19 protein-coding genes and 2 pseudogenes are annotated in these 16,175 nt (G+C 63.2%); 11 read left to right on the plus strand and 10 right to left on the minus strand.

Features of this window, described 5'->3' with window-relative positions:
- Positions 1 to 66: 66 nt before the first annotated feature.
- The 5 genes and pseudogenes from ACFQH2_RS05460 to ACFQH2_RS05480 all read right to left on the minus strand — a co-directional run bounded on the left by ACFQH2_RS05460 (position 67) and on the right by ACFQH2_RS05480 (position 3,720).
- A complete protein-coding gene (locus ACFQH2_RS05460) occupies positions 67 to 804 on the minus strand; it encodes a beta-ketoacyl-ACP reductase (RefSeq protein ID WP_377051687.1) in 738 nt (245 codons plus the stop codon).
- A gap of 77 nt (positions 805 to 881) precedes the next feature.
- Positions 882 to 2,317 (minus strand): annotated as a pseudogene (gene phaC / locus ACFQH2_RS05465) (class III poly(R)-hydroxyalkanoic acid synthase subunit PhaC).
- Positions 2,318 to 2,324: 7 nt separating this feature from the next.
- A complete protein-coding gene (locus ACFQH2_RS05470; protein ID WP_377051691.1) occupies positions 2,325 to 2,876 on the minus strand; it encodes a poly(R)-hydroxyalkanoic acid synthase subunit PhaE in 552 nt (183 codons plus the stop codon).
- Positions 2,877 to 2,918: 42 nt separating this feature from the next.
- Positions 2,919 to 3,413, minus strand: a complete 495-nt coding sequence (locus tag ACFQH2_RS05475) for a hypothetical protein (protein ID WP_377051693.1) — start codon at positions 3,411 to 3,413, stop codon at positions 2,919 to 2,921.
- Positions 3,406 to 3,720 (minus strand): AbrB/MazE/SpoVT family DNA-binding domain-containing protein, encoded by a 315-nt coding sequence (locus ACFQH2_RS05480; RefSeq protein ID WP_377051695.1) that lies wholly within the window; start codon positions 3,718 to 3,720, stop codon positions 3,406 to 3,408. Before ACFQH2_RS05480 ends, ACFQH2_RS05475 begins: the two co-directional genes overlap by 8 nt.
- Before the next feature lie 179 nt (positions 3,721 to 3,899).
- Here ACFQH2_RS05480 and ACFQH2_RS05485 point away from each other — a divergent pair, with 179 nt between their 5' ends.
- Positions 3,900 to 4,559, plus strand: coding sequence for a MaoC family dehydratase (locus ACFQH2_RS05485; RefSeq protein ID WP_377051697.1), 660 nt, complete (start codon positions 3,900 to 3,902; stop codon positions 4,557 to 4,559).
- Positions 4,560 to 4,664: 105 nt separating this feature from the next.
- Here ACFQH2_RS05485 and ACFQH2_RS05490 read toward each other — a convergent pair whose 3' ends face one another.
- Positions 4,665 to 4,823, minus strand: coding sequence for a hypothetical protein (locus ACFQH2_RS05490; RefSeq protein ID WP_377076520.1), 159 nt, complete (start codon positions 4,821 to 4,823; stop codon positions 4,665 to 4,667).
- An 87-nt stretch (positions 4,824 to 4,910) separates the two neighbouring features.
- On the opposite strand from ACFQH2_RS05490, the gene ACFQH2_RS05495 reads away from it, so the two are divergent.
- The 7 genes from ACFQH2_RS05495 to ACFQH2_RS05525 all read left to right on the plus strand — a co-directional run bounded on the left by ACFQH2_RS05495 (position 4,911) and on the right by ACFQH2_RS05525 (position 10,239).
- Positions 4,911 to 5,270 (plus strand): hypothetical protein, encoded by a 360-nt coding sequence (locus ACFQH2_RS05495; protein WP_377051699.1) that lies wholly within the window; start codon positions 4,911 to 4,913, stop codon positions 5,268 to 5,270.
- On the plus strand, positions 5,257 to 6,408 hold the full coding sequence (locus tag ACFQH2_RS05500; protein ID WP_377051701.1) for an ABC transporter ATP-binding protein: 1,152 nt from the start codon (positions 5,257 to 5,259) through the stop codon (positions 6,406 to 6,408). Before ACFQH2_RS05495 ends, ACFQH2_RS05500 begins: the two co-directional genes overlap by 14 nt.
- Before the next feature lie 93 nt (positions 6,409 to 6,501).
- Complete coding sequence (locus tag ACFQH2_RS05505; RefSeq protein WP_377076521.1) at positions 6,502 to 6,642, plus strand: hypothetical protein; 141 nt, start codon at positions 6,502 to 6,504, stop codon at positions 6,640 to 6,642.
- The gene (locus ACFQH2_RS05510) at positions 6,639 to 7,199 is read left to right on the plus strand and encodes a DUF998 domain-containing protein (protein WP_377076522.1); all 561 of its coding nucleotides are present in this window, start codon (positions 6,639 to 6,641) and stop codon (positions 7,197 to 7,199) included. The genes ACFQH2_RS05505 and ACFQH2_RS05510 overlap by 4 nt, the downstream gene beginning before the upstream one ends.
- 25 nt (positions 7,200 to 7,224) lie before the next feature.
- Positions 7,225 to 7,503: a UPF0058 family protein gene (locus ACFQH2_RS05515; protein WP_377051705.1), complete on the plus strand. Its 279-nt coding sequence runs from the start codon at positions 7,225 to 7,227 to the stop codon at positions 7,501 to 7,503.
- Positions 7,504 to 7,588: 85 nt separating this feature from the next.
- Positions 7,589 to 9,457, plus strand: a complete 1,869-nt coding sequence (locus ACFQH2_RS05520) for a hypothetical protein (RefSeq protein WP_377076523.1) — start codon at positions 7,589 to 7,591, stop codon at positions 9,455 to 9,457.
- Positions 9,400 to 10,239, plus strand: coding sequence for a DUF7527 domain-containing protein (locus tag ACFQH2_RS05525; protein ID WP_377076524.1), 840 nt, complete (start codon positions 9,400 to 9,402; stop codon positions 10,237 to 10,239). Before ACFQH2_RS05520 ends, ACFQH2_RS05525 begins: the two co-directional genes overlap by 58 nt.
- Here the strand turns inward: ACFQH2_RS05525 and ACFQH2_RS05530 are convergent.
- Both ACFQH2_RS05530 and ACFQH2_RS05535 read right to left on the minus strand, forming a co-directional pair.
- Complete coding sequence (locus tag ACFQH2_RS05530) at positions 10,236 to 10,541, minus strand: hypothetical protein (RefSeq protein ID WP_377051709.1); 306 nt, start codon at positions 10,539 to 10,541, stop codon at positions 10,236 to 10,238. The genes ACFQH2_RS05525 and ACFQH2_RS05530 overlap by 4 nt on opposite strands.
- Positions 10,542 to 10,894: 353 nt before the next feature.
- A complete protein-coding gene (locus ACFQH2_RS05535) occupies positions 10,895 to 11,545 on the minus strand; it encodes a plastocyanin/azurin family copper-binding protein (protein WP_377051711.1) in 651 nt (216 codons plus the stop codon).
- 131 nt (positions 11,546 to 11,676) lie between these two features.
- On the opposite strand from ACFQH2_RS05535, the pseudogene ACFQH2_RS05540 reads away from it, so the two are divergent.
- The 3 genes and pseudogenes from ACFQH2_RS05540 to ACFQH2_RS05550 all read left to right on the plus strand — a co-directional run bounded on the left by ACFQH2_RS05540 (position 11,677) and on the right by ACFQH2_RS05550 (position 13,934).
- A pseudogene (locus ACFQH2_RS05540) lies at positions 11,677 to 13,066 on the plus strand (adenylosuccinate synthase).
- Between the two features lie 55 nt (positions 13,067 to 13,121).
- Positions 13,122 to 13,310: a methytransferase partner Trm112 gene (locus tag ACFQH2_RS05545; RefSeq protein ID WP_377051715.1), complete on the plus strand. Its 189-nt coding sequence runs from the start codon at positions 13,122 to 13,124 to the stop codon at positions 13,308 to 13,310.
- A gap of 45 nt (positions 13,311 to 13,355) precedes the next feature.
- Complete coding sequence (locus ACFQH2_RS05550; protein ID WP_377051717.1) at positions 13,356 to 13,934, plus strand: DUF7524 family protein; 579 nt, start codon at positions 13,356 to 13,358, stop codon at positions 13,932 to 13,934.
- Positions 13,935 to 13,976: 42 nt separating this feature from the next.
- Here the strand turns inward: ACFQH2_RS05550 and ACFQH2_RS05555 are convergent, their stop codons facing one another.
- Positions 13,977 to 15,050, minus strand: coding sequence for a DR2241 family protein (locus ACFQH2_RS05555; protein ID WP_377051719.1), 1,074 nt, complete (start codon positions 15,048 to 15,050; stop codon positions 13,977 to 13,979).
- Positions 15,050 to 15,928: a CbiX/SirB N-terminal domain-containing protein gene (locus tag ACFQH2_RS05560; RefSeq protein WP_377051721.1), complete on the minus strand. Its 879-nt coding sequence runs from the start codon at positions 15,926 to 15,928 to the stop codon at positions 15,050 to 15,052. The genes ACFQH2_RS05555 and ACFQH2_RS05560 overlap by 1 nt, the downstream gene beginning before the upstream one ends.
- Between the last annotated feature and the right edge of the window lie 247 nt (positions 15,929 to 16,175).

The following is a 16,175-nucleotide window of genomic DNA, read 5'->3' on the forward strand; positions in this document are numbered from 1 at the left end:
GCAGGACTTTCAGTTCGATTACTTTTGTTGCGCTCCCGACTACGCTGTGCGTCGTCGAACAGAGAGCTACAGGTCCATCCCGCCGTTGACGTCGATCACTTCGCCGGTGATGTACGAGGAGTCCTCACTGGCGAGAAAGCGGACCGTCGCCGCGATATCCTCGATTCTCGCGAACCGGTCGAGCGGGATGTCTTCGAGGATCTGCTCCTGGATGCGGTCGTCGACCTCGGCGAGCATGTCCGTCTGTGTAAAGCCCGGACAGACGGAGTTCGCCGTCGATCCCGACCGCGCGAGTTCGAGCGCAATCGTCCGGGTAAAGCCGAAGAGACCGCTCTTTGCGGTGGCGTAGTTGGCCTGTCCGAAGTTGCCCTGCTTGCCGACGATGCTGGAGATATTGATCAGGCGTCCCTCGTCGGCAGTCTTGATATCGTCGAAAAACACCTGCGTGACGTTGAACACGCCGCCGAGGTTGACGTCGATCACCCGGTCCCACTCCTCGCGGCTCATCTCCTCGAAGCGAGTGTCCTGCGTGATCCCCGCGTTGTTGACCAGCACGTCGACGGGGCCGAACTCCTCGTGGATCGCCTCGCGCATCGCCTCGACCTCCATGCGGCCGGTGACGTCGGCCTGAGCGGTCATCGCCGTTCCGCCTGCCGAGCGGATCTTCTCGACGACGTCGTTGGCCTTGTCGGTCGAACTCCGGTAGTTGATGATCACGTTCGCGCCCTCGGCTGCGAGGTCTTCCGCGATGCCGCTTCCGATCCCCCGCGACGCCCCGGTGATGAGACAGGTCCTGTCGTCCATTGTATATCGAACGGGCGGTTCCCGTCGTAGTACCACCATCAGCAGCTAGTATAATAAATGTGGGCTGTGCGACGGATTCAGGCGTTCAGCGAGCGGGCCTGATCGATCCAGTCCTCCACGCGACTGATCGGAAGGTCACACTCGGTCGCGACCGTGTCGGCGTCCGCGTCGGCGAGGGTTTCGACGGTCCCGTAGCCGGCGTCGACCAGACGCTCCTTGTATGTCGGCCCGACGCCGTCGATAGTCTGGACGCCGTTACCGGCCGCTTCCTCGCCGGCGTGGGCGTCCTCGCTGTCTGTCTGCTCCTCGTCGTGACTCTCATCGCCTGCTTGCTCCTCAGCGTGTTCCTCTTCGTCGCTGTGAGCGCCTTCGTCTGGCTGTTCGCCGTGGGTCTCTGTCTGTTCGTCGTCGTGGGTGTCCTCGCTCTCTACCTGTGAGCGCTCCTCGAACCACTCACACACGTCGGGCCAGAGTTGGTCGTGTGAGCGCGAGGAGACGGACATGCCGATGTGGCCCGTCTTGAACTCCATGACGCTCGTGTCGTCGCTCGGTATGACCTCGTTGAACGGCTTCGAGGCCTCCGGGGGAATGAGGTGGTCGTACTCGGCGACGATGTTCAGGACCGGCATGTCGATCTCGTTTAGATCGACGTGGTCGCCGCCGAGTTCGAGTTCGTTCCGGTAGAGGGCGTTCTCCTGGTAGATATCGGTGATGAACTCCTCGAATGTGGTGCCGGCCACGTCGATGCCGTCGCCGAGCCATTCCTCCATTCGGGCGAAGTTCTCGACGAAATCCTCGTCCTCGACGTTGTCGTAGAACCGGACGTACTTCGTGACGTAGTTCTCGACAGGGTCCATCAGGGCGAAGCCGACGTCCAGGAAGTCAGCGGGGACGTTGCCGAAGGTGTCGGTGACGACATCTGGATCGAAATACTTCTCGTCGCCCCAGAGTTCGAGGACGCCGCCAGTCCCCTCGAAACAGAGCCCGGCGGCCATCAGGCCGAGGTTCCGGACTTTCTCGGGGAAGAGCGCGGCGTACATCGTCGACATCGTCCCGCCCATACAGTAGCCGAGCAGGTTGATGCTGTCCTGACCGGATCGGTCTCGCACCTCGTCGACGCAGTTGTCGATGTAGCGGTTGACGTAGTCGTCGAGCGTGAGCGAGCGGTCAGCTGTGAGGGCTCGTCCCAGTCGATCAGATAGACGTCGAAGCCGTTGTTCAGCAGTGTTCGGACGACCGATCGGTTCGGCTGCAGGTCGAGGATGTACGGCCGGTTGATCAGCGCGTAGACGATCAGGATCGGCACGTCGTGTTGACTCTCCGTCTGGGACTCGTAGTGATAGAGTTTGAGCTTGTTCTCCTCGTAGACGGTCTCTTTGGGCGTCTCGCCGACGTCGGCCTCGGCGATGGCCTCGCCAGCGTCGGGCATCGCGCCCGTCGACTCGACGATGTCCGTGGCACTCTCCCAGGCCTGGCGCTGGAGATCCAGCGTGGCGGTGTAGGGGTTTCTCATCGCTGTCTCACTCCTCCAGGTGTTCGAGCACGCGGTCGAGTTTCTGCTCGACGGCGTGCTGGCGTCGCTCTAACTCAACGAGTCGGTCGCCGACCTCCTCGATATCGCTCTGGGTCGGCATCCGAAGTTGACGGAGCGTCGACTCGGCGCTTTCGTCGGCCATCTGCTGGACTTCGAGGGCGTCCCCGACGGTCTCGCCGGTCATCGCCGCGAAGGCGCTGGTCGACATGACCTCGCTGAACGCCTGATTGGCGTTGTTGAGCCAGATGTCGCGGAACTCGTCCGGGGAGACGTCCTCGCCCGCGGCCGCATCGCCCGTGCGCTCGACCATCTCTTCGGCAGCGTCCATCCAGACCTGATAGGCGTTCGCGTAGCCCTCGAAGCCCTCACTCAGCCGTTCGTCGTCGCTCGAGGATTCGACGGCGTCGCTCCAGGCCTCGACGAACTGGGCCTGTGCCTCGATGTTCTCCTCGAAGGCGTCGACGAACTGCTCGTTCATCTGCTCCATAAACTCGCTCCACCCGTTCTGTACTGCGTCAGTGTCGTATGTGTCGGACATGTTGGAAAAATTCCGCGGCCGGGACGAAAAGTGTTGGGCGCTCTACGGTGCGGAGACGTCGATCTCTTCGGCGGTCGACTCCATCTCTTCGGCCATCTCCACGGTCGTCTCTTCGACCTCCTCGTGAACCTCGAGATACGCATCGAACTGCTCGTCGACGGCGTCGATATACTCGTTGCTGGCCTCCTCGAAGGTTCCGTTGGCCTCGTCGAGCACCTCCTGGACGGCGCTCCACGTCTCCTCGTTGACCTCGCCGTACATCTCGAACTGCTCGTCGACCATCTCACGGAGGTCCGCGAAGTCGATATCGCTTCCCTCAGGCATCATCTCTTCGACAGTGTCGAAGTAACTATGGAGGGCGTCTTGGCTCATGCTGGCGTTCTGCTCGGTGACTTCTTCCATGGTAGCCATGCTGTCGACGAACGCCTGCATCGCGGTCTGCTGGGCCTCGATGGTGCCGTGGGTCATGCGCTGGCTGGATTCGAGGACGGTTCGCTGGAAGTCGAAGACGGTCTTGATGGGATTGCTTTCACTCATTGGAATCACCTGTTTTGATCGGGATGACGATTGTCTGAACGATGTCGCCCTCGTTGATGTCGAGGGCTTCACGTTCAGCGTCCGGAATGCTGATTCGGCCGCCGCTCTGCACGCGGGTCTTGAACGTCCCAGTTCCCATCGCCATCGCCGGGAACCCGGACATGTTGTTCGAACCCGCGCCCATGGTAGCGGACACGAACTGCTTTGCGAGTTCCTGCTGGCTCTCGACAGCCTGTTCACTCGCGTTTTGCAACTGCTCGGCGAACATAGCCGGCGGCCACTGCATTCCGGTCGTCTCGTCTGTCATCACGTGTGTATAGGACCCGCCGCATCTTAACCTTTACCTCTGAATGGTTCTCAATGGTACTGAGTGGTTTTGCCGGTTGGCCCCGTTCGATTGTCAAGACGTTGAACTGTGGTTTCCCGCTGGTTGTGAACGCGGGCCATAGCCAGAGGAAACTTATACTGCCTCTCCTAGTGATACATATGTCGAAAGATACGGGATCTGCGACACCCTTTGCGGATCTCACGAGCGCGTGGATGCAGCTGGGAGAAAGTGCAGTAAAAAGTGCAACAGCGATGAACCGCGCAGCGGTCGGCGCGTCAGCCGATAACGGCGGAAACGGCGACGATGCCGATGTGGCGGAAAGCGGTACCGAAGCCGCAGAACTCCGCCAGGGGTCAGTGCCCTCGCTCGCGTTCGAGACGGACGAGTGGGAGTACGAACGATCAGTCGAGCAGGCTGACTCGATCACGGTGGGAGACAGCGTGAGTTTCAGCAAACCGATCGACGACGCGGACGTCGAACGGTTCGCGCTCGCCAGTGGCGACACGAACCGCCTCCATCTGGACGACGAGTTCGCCGCCGAGGCTCGATTCGGTGGTCGCATCGCCCACGGGACGCTCGTCTCGGGGCTCATCAGCGCCGCGCTGGCACGCCTTCCCGGCCTGACCATCTACCTCTCGCAGGATATGGAGTTCCGCGGGCCTGTCAGAATCGGTGATCGCGTCACTGCGACCGTCGAGATAATCGAGGACCTGGGGAACGACCAGTACCGACTCAGCACCGTCGTCAGCGACGGCGAGGGGGAAGTGATCATCGACGGGGAAGCGGTAGTACTTATCGACAATCTCCCCGAGGAGTGACTGGCGCGGAAACTGCGCGCCAGCCCCGCACCGCTGATACCGGGGCACTCGCTCTCGCAAACCGGAGGAACGTCCTCGCGCGCGCTGATCCGCGCTTCAGCACAGTCATTGCTCCCGATTCCGCGGTGGCTGTTCCCTTCTCGTGAACTCTCTCGTCACTTCGACCGGCCGAACTCCGGCGCGTTCTGCACGTTCGTTGCCGTGATGCTGGAGGGCGAGGAGCGAACTCCCGACCGATCTGCTCCGCCAGGTGGAAACGACCATCTGAGATATTTAGGAAAGCCTAAAACCTCCCCGCTCGAAAGATACAGACAGAGTAGTTCCGTGGGCATCAACCGTTTCAGCACTCCGATGACCGCCAACGAGGACCTCGCCGCCCATATCGGGCTGTTACTGTTCAGTGGCGTGATCGCCGGACTGGTAGAATCCGTCCTTCGTTGGCTGCCCGCACGTCCACCAGCGGCCGGCGGGGCGCTCGGTCTGATGTCCTCATCGTATACGCTCGATATCCTGCCGACGAGCGTTACCCTGATACTTGCAGTGACGATGGGAGCCTCCTTGATCGGCGTTCCGCTCGTGGTTCTTACGACGCGGACCGATCTCCACTACCGAGAATTTCGGACGGTCGTCGCGGCGCTCCCGTCGCTCATCGTGATCTCGGGGCTCTCGATGACCGTGCCGCTAAAACAGGAGACATATGATGTCAGTTGAATCCACAACCACCGAGAGAACGGTCGAACGGGAACGAGAGAAGACGCCGTACGAGTCGGCAGCCGACTCGCTGCTGGAACTCGACGGCGTCTCGAAATCGTTCGGTTCCGAGGCCGCAGTCGAAGACCTGTCGCTGTCGGTCGAGCGCGGCGAGTTGCTCACACTGCTCGGGCCATCGGGCTGTGGGAAGACGACGACGCTCCGGCTGATCGCCGGCCTCGAACGACCGGACACCGGTAGTATTCGCGTCGACGGTCATCCCGTCGCGACGGCCGACGATACCTTCGTGGCGCCGGACGCCCGGGACATCGGCGTCGTCTTTCAGGACTTCGCGCTGTTTCCTCACATGACTGCCGCGGAGAACGTGGCGTTCGGTATCAGCGACCTGCCCGAGGACGAACAGAACCAGCGCGTCGCTCACCTGCTCGAACTCGTCGGACTGGGCGAGCAGGGCGACTCCCGGCCCGAAGAGCTCTCGGGCGGCCAGCGACAGCGTGTCGCCCTGGCCCGCTCGCTCGCGCCCGAACCGGAGATCCTCCTGCTCGACGAACCGTTCTCGAATCTGGACGTCGATCTCCGGGTCCAGATGCGCGAGGAAGTCCGGAGCATTCTCAAAGAGACCGGCGTGACGGCGGTCTCGGTTACTCACGACCAGGAGGAGGCCCTCTCGATCAGCGACAGGGTCGCCGTGATGCACGAGGGACAGCTCGAACAGGTCGACCGTCCCGAAGCCGTCTTCCAGCGACCCAAGTCCCGCTTCGTCGCGGGCTTCCTCGGCCACGCGAGTTTCCTGGAAGGCTACGTCAGCGGCAACGAGATCGACACCTCCGTGGCCATGATCGGCCGCGAACAGGTCCACGGGCTGGCGACCCAGTACGACATGACCGAGATCGACGTCCTCGTGCGTCCGGACGACGTGCTGGCGTATCCGACAGACGAGGAAAGCGCCGATGGTCGCGTTACGTATCGCCGGTATCTCGGACCCTCCGTACTGTACCGCGTCGAACTCGATAGCGGCGAGACGATCGAGTGCATGCACAACCACAGCGAATCGCTCGATCTGGATACGCCCGTTTCGGTGACTCTCACGGCCGAACACGATCTGGTCTGGTTCCCCCGCGACAGTCCGAGTCGCTAGCGGTCCTCGCTTCGCCGCCGCTGATCACCGCTCGACTGTCCGATTCCGCAGGCACCTCCGTACTTTTATACACGATGCACGAGTCGCAAGGTTATGGAAAAACGAGCGATGGCAGCCGCGACCGGTCTCGCGGCCCCGATACTCGCGGCGGTGACAATTCTGGCGGCGACAGTCGTCGATCCGGGCTTTTCGTGGGCAGCGACGCGCTCTCGAATCTCGGGGAGCTGCCAGTGAGCGAGTCGATCACGCTTTCGTTTCTGACCGGAGCCCCCGAGTTCGTGCTGTTCAACGGCGGGCTGATTCTGACCGGACTCGTCGGGCTACCGTTCGCATTGCGGCTCTGGACCGACGCCGAGAACGCGTTCCACCGACTGGGTGCGGTCGAGTTCGCCGGGGCACTGATCGCGCTCGCGCTGGTCGGCGTCTTCCACATTCCACGCGACCCCCATGGCACGGTGGCGATCACTCACTACCTGCTCGGCATCGTCTTCATGTGGACGTACGGCACCGGGAGCGTGCTCGCCGGCCGTCCGCGCTGGGGACTGCTCACCATCTGGTTGGGCATCTTCCACCTGCTCGCGTGGCTGGTCTGGGCGGCCGCCCTCACCGGACCGATCCCCGGACTCGCAATCCCGGAAACCGTCGGGGCGGCAGTGTTCGGCGGCTGGTCCCTCGTCGCGGCCAGGGCGAAACTCGGATGGCCGCCGCTTCCGAACCCCCTGCATCTGCGGTCGCCCCCGCAGAGTAACCCCGCTGTTCGATTTTTCCCCCGTTACGGCAGTAATCCTTAAACCCGAACCGCACCTACAGGCGTCTATGCACAAAGACGAGCTTCTGGAGCTACACGAGCAAATGGTCATCATCATGGAGAACTTCGCCGGGCGTGAGGGCGTCGACGACGAACTGTTCGAGCCCTACGACGAACTCGAAGTCGATCCATCCCACGTACACAAATCGAAAAGCGAGCACAAACACGCCGTCTTCGTGCTCGGGAACGCCCTGGCGAACGCGATGAGCGACGACGAGTTCTCCAGCGCCGGCCGCATCGGCAAGCGAATGGAGGAACTCGCAAAGGACGCAGAAGGCAAGATCTAGCTCGCGGACCGAGCCATCGAGCGGGTGGGGGCGGCGGGAACTCGACGCCGGAAAGTATTTGTTTCGCTTGTTGTTTGTACTCGGTATGAATACGCGCACGGTAGAGCGCGTCGAACGGTGGGAGTCCCGGCCCTTCTCGGGCGGCTATGAAGGTCTCAACGATCTTGCTGGGTCGGACTTCACCGGTGCCGTCGAAACGTCTGGAACGTGGCTGTTCATGCTGAACGGCCGCGCTATCGGCGTACATGACGGCTCCATCGACGCGTTCGAGGACGCCTCGGGCACCGCTCACGTCGCTCCCGAACCAGCGCTCCCCCTGCTGTTTACTATGTGGGAGGGCGACACGGAGACGCGGGCCAAGTACTACACCGAAGACACGCCGATCAGCGAGGTCGACGAGACGCTCTCCTCAGGGTCGTTCACGGGCTATCTCGAACTCAGCGAGAACGTCCTGAGTGGCGACTATTTCGTGGTGTACTACGGCGGCCGCTCCATGAGCGCCGCGTTCGTTGGCTCCAGAGACGAACTGCTCGGCGACGAGGAGGCCTTCGAGCGCGCGAACGACGAAGTGGGCATCTATGAGGTCTGCGACGCCACTGTCGAGGTCACCGATATCCCGAGCCCAGAGCCGGATCCGGAGCCATCGCCTACCGGATCCGCGGCGTCCGAATCGTCCCCGAGCGACGCTGGAACGGAGGAACCGACCGCCGCAGGCTCCGGGGAGAGCGACCCGACAGCCACAGAGCCAGTAGAGAGCGATCCGACGCCCGCGGAGCCAGCAGACGACAGCCCGTCTGCCCGCGAGTCCGCATCCAAACGGAGCGATCCGTCGACGGTTGAATCGGTCGAGGCCACCGGGGACGGCCCGAGCGAGGACCGGTCGTCGCTCGCCGCCACGATTCGCCAGGACGTCGATACCGGTCCCGACGACGACCTGCCGCCAGAGCCGACCAGACAGGCTGAGTCCGCGTCGTCAGTCTCCGAGTCTCCTGCTCCCGCTGTCGATTCGGAGCCACCGACCGAGGACAGCCCCGTCCGGGAGTCCGAACCCGACCGAGCCTCGAACGGTTCGGAGTCCGGGCGGGCCAACCATTCCACGTCGGACGCCGGACGAACGCCGACCCGCGAGCCAGCACGAGAAACCGACCAGTCGGATCAGCACGAAGAGGTCGAGGAACGGGAGAGCTCCGTCTCGGGCGTCGAGAGCATCGATACCGAGCCTCGTGAGCAATCGTCATCGCGCGCAGGTTCGGAGCCGACGTCGACGGGTGAGAGTTCGACCGCTCAGGAATCGACTGCGGGCGGCTCCAACGCCGCGCCGGCGAGCGGGACCACCCTCGATGAAGAACCGGCCACCACACCGGAGCAGGTCACATCGTCGCCCGATCCCGGCGAGGAGAGTGTGACAGGCGAGGCCGGTAGCGATCCGATCGAAGCCGAAGCGGACTGGCGCGAAGCCACGATAATCCCATCGCTCGATCCGACCCATTCGGCCCACCCCGAACCGGAGCCAACCGACGCTGGATCCAGAACGAACGGGGGTCCTCGAACTCCCACCGACGCCAGCCCACCCGAGCAGGAGAGCCGTCCCCAGTCCACAGCGAGCACGGAGCGCCGCCGCGATTCGACGCCGGACCGCTCTGCGGGGACGACCACAGAGCGCTCCACGGGGACCTCGACGGACCGAACTGCCGACGAGCAGCCAGCGCGCAACGGTGGCTCGGCCGGGTCTCCAGGCCACAGCGAACAGCGTACCTCGCCCGACACGGTGCCCAAAGCGAAACTCGAAGCGCGCGAGGAACGGATCGAGAAGCTCGAAACCGAGATCGAACGGCTCCAGTCGGCCCACCAGGAGGTCAACACGGAGCGCGACGAGCTGCCGCCGAGAACAAGTCGATGGCCGAGGAGATCGAACGGCTCGAAACCGAGGTCGAACGGCTCCGCTCGGAGCTAGCAGAGGTCGAATCGGCGCTGGAGGCGGCCGGCAAGACGGCCTACGACGCCGACCAGCAGATCCAGCCCTCTCAGGCCATCTCGGGGACGAACCTGTTCGTCCGGTACGGCTCGAAGGGCAAGGACACGCTGGAGACGGCACACGATGGGACGGCGACCGCCGACGACGTCGACGCGAACCTCAAACTCGAACGGCACACGACCTTCGAAGCCGACGCTGTGGCGGTTCAGGGCGAACCGTACGACACGTTCCTCGACGACACTCTGGAGCTGCAGTTCGTCGACTGGGTCGTTCGGACGTTGCTGTACGAGATTCAAAACACCGGCCACGAGAGCGGGCTTAGCGATCTCTACGATGCAATACCGCAGATCGATCGGGTCGAGTTCGACGGCGAAATCGAACTCACCTACCGCGAGGACGGCGAAAACGTAACGGAAGTCGCCACCTTCGACGTGGTGTTACGAAACCGGATGGGCGAACCGCTGATCGTCGCGGATCTCTCTGACTCGCGCGATCCGGCCAACGAGCGGATGCTCGTCGAACTCGAGTCGGACGCGACGCGTGTCAAGGAGGCCTCGGAGACGCTGAGTGCCGCGTTCCTCGTCACGGCCTCGTTCTTCGAGCCTGGTGCTCTCGAGGCGGCGAGCGAGGCGACTAGCGGGAGTTTCCTGAGTCGGGACTCCAGAATGAGCTTCGTCAAGCAGTCACGAAAGCAAGGCTACCATCTCTGCCTCGTCGAAGCGCGCGGAGACGAGTTCCACCTGAACGTGCCGGAGCTTTAGTTCTGGACTTCGACCGCATCGTCTATCTTCATCGTATCGAGCTTGTCGACGATGTCGTCGAGTTTCATGTCGAGTTCATCCACGAACTCAGCAGTGCGATCCGTGGTGATCGCTCCCTGACTGGAGGGCTCGATGAGGTTTTCTTCTTCGAGAACGCGCAGCGAGTAGCGCACCTTGTGGTGTGGGTACCCCGTCTCGTTGGACATCTTGACGATGCCGATCGGCTCGTTCTCAATAACCATCTTCAGCACCTGCAAATGCCGCTCCAGCATATCTACTTCTTTCTCAAGCCGGTCTATCATGGCATTTGTTAACTTGTCATAGCGGGCTTTAAATGTTACCCTCCGGCGCCCGGGCGTCAACTGGCTACAATGTTTCTCGTGGTTGTAGTTAACACGTTCGATTCGAGCGGTTGTGCGCTGGTGTGCGGCGTCGCCGTTCAGGACGGGACTGCAGCGCCCGTCATCGTCCACCGCATATCGACGATTCGGATCCCTTCTGGTGTACTGGATGATCCTTCGGGTGCATTTGAAACTGACGAACTCGGTGTAGAGCCAGCGACGGCCGGTTCACGAACCGCACGGCACAGACTATCCGAATCGACTGGACAAATATCCGACGCCCGGGAAGCCCTGCCCCCAGAGCGGGATGGATCTCACATCTCCCTCTCGTACTCGCCACCGTATTTCATGAAGAAGTACGCCATGAACGTGACGAACACCAGTGCGGTAATCGACCCGACGGCGAGTGTCATCGCCTCATCCGGAACGTACGGTCTGATGGCGCCGCCACCACCATCCCCTCCGCCGCTGGTGGTGCCCTCTTCGACGCGGATCGTTCCCTCCATTCCCAGGTTCAGGTGCGGGTCACAGTGAAACTCGTACTCTCCGGCCACCTCGAACGTGTGCTCGTACTCGAAGCCGGCGTCTTCGACGGGCTCATGGCCTTCCCAGCCGGCCTCGCTCGGCTGTGAATCGACGTTGATGTTGTGTGTGTCCGTGATCCAGACGAACTGGACGGTGGTTCCGGGAGAAATGACGAGCGGACTTTCAGTCCCCGGCTCGTATGCGTAGTCGACTAGCTCGGCGGTGACAGAGCCTCCCTCCGCTCCGTTTTCCTCGGTAGTCTCCTCGTCTCCGTTTTCTTCGCTGGTCTCGTCTTCCTCCTGGGCGAGCAGGGCGGCTCCGGCCCCGATGCCACCACCAAGCACTGCTCTGCGACTCACGCCACTCGTCGCATCCGGCGCTGTCGGCGTGTGCCGGTCCTCTCTGGAGTCGTCACCAGTCGGTGAGCGTGGTTTGGGCACCTGTCTTCCACCATCTAGATATACGGCCATTTTCATCATAAACGTGTGCACTGTTGCCGCCGGAACCGCGGGATAGTTGCACCGCGTAAACCGTAATCGGTTTATCTGGAGCAGGAGAACCGGACTGTGTTATGACCGTAACCATCGTCGGGTCCCAGCTCGGCGACGAAGGCAAAGGTGGCGTCGTCGACCTGTATGGCGACGCTGCCGACGTGATCGCCCGGTATCAGGGCGGCGACAACGCCGGCCACACAGTGGTCGAGGATGGGACCGAGTACAAGCTCTCGCTCGTTCCGAGCGGAGCGGTCCGCGGAAAGGTCGGTATCCTCGGCAACGGCTGCGTGGTCAACCCGAAAACGCTGTTCGAAGAGATCGATACCCTCCGCGAGAAGGGACTCGATCCCGACGTTCGCGTCGCACGTCGTGCGCACGTTATTCTTCCGTACCACCGCGTCCTCGACAACATCGAGGAGGACGTCAAGAGCGATACCGACATCAAGGTCGGAACCACGGGCCGGGGTATCGGCCCGACCTACGAGGACAAGGCCGGACGGCGCGGGATTCGCGTCGGCGACCTGCTCGACCCCGAAGTGCTCCGGAAACGCCTCGAGTACGTCGTCCCGCAGAAACGCGCACTCATCGAGGACGTCTACAACGTCTCGCTCGCCGACGTGGACGACGTCATCGAGGGCGTCAACGTGCAGGACGCCTTCGACGTCAGCGCGCTGTTCGAGCAGTATCGCCGGTTCGGCGAGCGCCTCGACGAGGAAGAGATGACCGTCGCCGCAGGAAAGTTCCTCGCGGAGACCATCGACGAGGGCGGCGAAGTCATGTTCGAGGGCGCACAGGGCACATCGATCGATATCGACCACGGGAACTACCCCTACGTGACCTCCTCGAACCCGACCGCGGGCGCGGCGGCCGTCGGCACCGGGCAGGCCCCACCACGGTCGGCCAGGGCGAAGTCATCGGGATAGTCAAAGGCTATCTCTCGCGAGTTGGATCGGGTCCGCTCCCGACCGAACTCGGCGATATCGACGACCAGACCGGCGGCACCGGCGAGGGCAAGGAAGACGAAATCGCGAGCTACATTCGTGACGAGGGGGCGAGTACGGCACCGTCACCGGCCGCCCGCGACGCGTCGGCTGGCTCGACATGCCGATGCTGCGCCACGCCGCCCGTGCGAACGGCTTCACCGGCCTGGCGATCAACCACATCGACGTGCTCTCGGGTCTCGACGAGGTCAAGGTGGGTCACACCTACAGCCTCGACGGCGAGGAACTCGAGACGGTCCCGGCGACGACCGAGCGCTGGGAACGCTGTGAACCGACCCTGAAGACGTTCGAGGGCTGGGAGGACGTCGACTGGGACGTCGTCGCCGAGGAGGGCTACGATGCCGTCCCGGACGCCGCCAAGGAGTATCTCGACTACATCAGCGACGAACTCGATACGCCGGTCTACGCCATCGGCGTCGGCCCCGGCCGCGAGGAGACGGTCGTGCGGCAGAACCCCTTCGAGTAGCGAACTCCGGGCGCAAACCCCTATATTTTTCTCTCTCGACCCCAATCGACCCTACATGAAAGAGTCGTTGCTCGACATCATCTGCTGCCCGCTCGACAAAAGCGAACTCGAACTGGAGATCGACGAGCAAGAGGACGAAGAAATTCTCGAAGGCTCGCTGACCTGCGTCGACTGCGGCGAGAGCTACCCGATTGAGGACGGAATCCCGAACCTGCTGCCGCCGGACATGCGCGAAGCCGCCTGACCCTCGGCATCAAAGCTTTTACTGTCCCGCTACGACCTCTGGGGTGTGCCCGACGACCTCGTTGTCCATCTGAACCGGTCCGAACGCCACGCCATCGAGCCTGTAGAGTCATCGCTGGCTGTGGCCGACAGTTTCGAGGTCGCAATCGAAAACCACGGAGACGGCTCGCACGTGAACCTGAGCCTCGGGGGCGACCTCGCGGCTGGCGGGGCCGTCGAGACGCCGAATCCGTTCATCCCCGCGGGGGAGACGGTACGGCTGATGGTTGCGATCACGACCGAACACCGACCGCTAGAGGGAACGGTGAGCGTCGCGACCGGCTACGGTCGAACGCAGATCGAACTGCCCGTCTCCGTCGTGACGCCCCAGAACACGGGCGTCGACGCCGACCCCACACCGACGCGATCCAACGGCGGCCAGTCGGTCGCGGCCGATCCGATGGAGATCGTTGCGGAACTGGAGGAGACGCTCGATCCCGGAACGACCGCACTCGTCCTGCTCGCGGCCATCGCACTGCTGATCGCACTCGTCGCCGCGTGGCAGATCGGCGGTGCCGCGGTCTTTCTCGCCGTGTTACTGGTCGTACTCGCGGTCGGCGGCGGCATCGCCACTGTGATCCGATAGTGAGCCTCCTCGACCCGGGTAAAAAACGCCCGGCGCTCGCGATTACTCCTCGACCTCGACGGCCGGCAGTTCGCCGTCCTCGTCGAACCGCTTCGCTCGCAGATAGCGCGCCCGATACCGGTTCGCGCCCTTGTAGACGTCCGCCTCCCGGATCTCGTCGACACGGCCCTCGGCGACGGTGTCGATGATCTCCTCGATCTGTCGTAGTTCGCTCAGCGTCAACTCCATCTGGAAGGTCTTCTCCGACTCGTTTTCGAGCGTCGTCCACTTGCGCGCCGCGGCGACGACGAGCGAACACGGCTCCCGGCACGGGAACTCGCCGTCTCCGCCATCCGCGGCGAGTTCGTTGCCCGCCTCGTACTGCCACTCGCGGCGTTTGGTGCACTGGGAGTCGTCACAGCAGGCCTGGGCGATCCACTCGACGGCGTCGCGGTCGAGCTCCTCGATGATCTCGTAGATGCCGGTCTGTCGCTCCGCGGTATCGCGCCAGTGAGAGATGTCCAGTTCACCCTCCTGCTCTCGGTACCAGTTCGGCACGGTCGCCGGGTAGATGTACTCGACCGTCTGGAGCAGGTCGGGAGCATCGAGGTCCGGGAACACCCACCCGGACTGCAGCGAGGGCGCGGTCTTCAGCGGTCGGTAGCGACCGTCCTCGTCGTAGGTCGTGATGTCGCGCGCGTCGAGCGGGTCGTCGTGGCGCTCCAAGTCATCAACGTCGTACTTGACGTCGTCGACGTGTCTGACGTCGTAGTAGCGGAGACCGTCCTCGTCTATCGTCGTTGTGAGCGCTAGCTGGCCCCAGTGGCAGGTGACGCCGTCGGCGAGCGCCTCGTAACGGTCCGGCGGCGCGTGGCCGTCTGCGTCTTCGAGCCACTGGAGGAACGTGCGGCGATCCGCTTTGGTCGTGTCGACGACGTGGGTCCAGTAGTACCAGTCCGTGACGGAGGGCGAGTGCTCGGTGGCGACCTCGTGGAGGTCACTCTCGGACAACCCGGTGTGTTCCGCTTCGAGGGTCGAAAAGACGTACTCGTCGCCGTCCGCCGCGACGGTGAGCGCCTCGAACTCGACGCCGTCGTCGGCCGCCGACAGCAGGGCGTCGAACTGTGTCGCGTTCATCAGTCACCCGCCACCGAGGAGTCGCTCGTCTCGTCGAGCACCTGCTCGATAGCCGAGCCAACGTCCGCGCCGGCGTCTGCCGCCCGCTCCAGCACGACGTCCGCCATCAGCCCCTCGGTGCCGACCGCGCCGGAGTACCAGAGCCGGTGGCCGTCGACCTCGCCTGGCACCGGATAGCCCGTCCGGTAGTCGTCGGTCAGCCCCATGTCCTCGGGGATGTCCTCCTGGGTGTGGAAGCCGTCGGCGATAAACAGCGGGACGACGACGATGTCTTTCGACTCGAAGAAATCCGTGACGTCGTCGACTTCGGGTTCCTCGTCCATGAACACTGCTTGCACCTCGTCGAACCGGTCGCGCTCCTGGATCTCGTCGGCGTGATAGTAGATCGCCTTCGCACTGTTCTCGTTGCGCTCTGTGCCGTGACCGACGACGGCAAGTCCGAGTCCGTCGTCGGCGTCGTGGTCCGCCGTCACCGACTCGGCGCGCTGGACGATCACGTCGGACATCGCCTCGTGGGTGCCGACCGGGCCACAGTAGTGGATCCGCTTTTCGACGTCGTCGGCACCGAGGGTGGCCTGACTGGCGCTGACGCCGTCCTCGGAGTCCCACTCGTCGACGTCCCAGCCGTCCAGGCGGAGTTCGCGGGGGATCACCTGCTCGGTGAAGTAGCCCTCGCTGATGAACAGCGGCACGACGTACACCTCGTCGCTCTCGACCGTTCGGAGGACTTCTCTGAAACTCGGTTCTTCCTTCCAGAACGCCTCTTTGACTTCGTCGAACGCACCCGTCTCGCGGATGGTGTCCGCGTGATCGTAGGTTGGCGTACTGGAGTCCGGATTGAGATGTGAGCCGTGTGCTACGATAACCAGCGCTTGCATAGCCGACGCTCAGGCCCGAACTCTCTTATGGACTTCGCCTGCGACGTCGCTCGCGGCGAGTCCCACCACTTACTGTCTCCGGGTGCGTGCACACGCTCATGTCACTCGCAGAGCAGACCCGGGCGGCCGTCCGCGAGCAGGCGTTCCTCTTTGACGCGCTCCGGGCGGGCGTGCTCAACTACACCGCTGCGGCGCGCTTTCTCGACATCGATGGCGACGCGGAGGCCATCGCGACGGCGCTTCGGCG

This window comes from Natronoarchaeum sp. GCM10025703, assembly GCF_042661985.1.
Lineage (GTDB): Archaea > Halobacteriota > Halobacteria > Halobacteriales > Natronoarchaeaceae > Natranaeroarchaeum.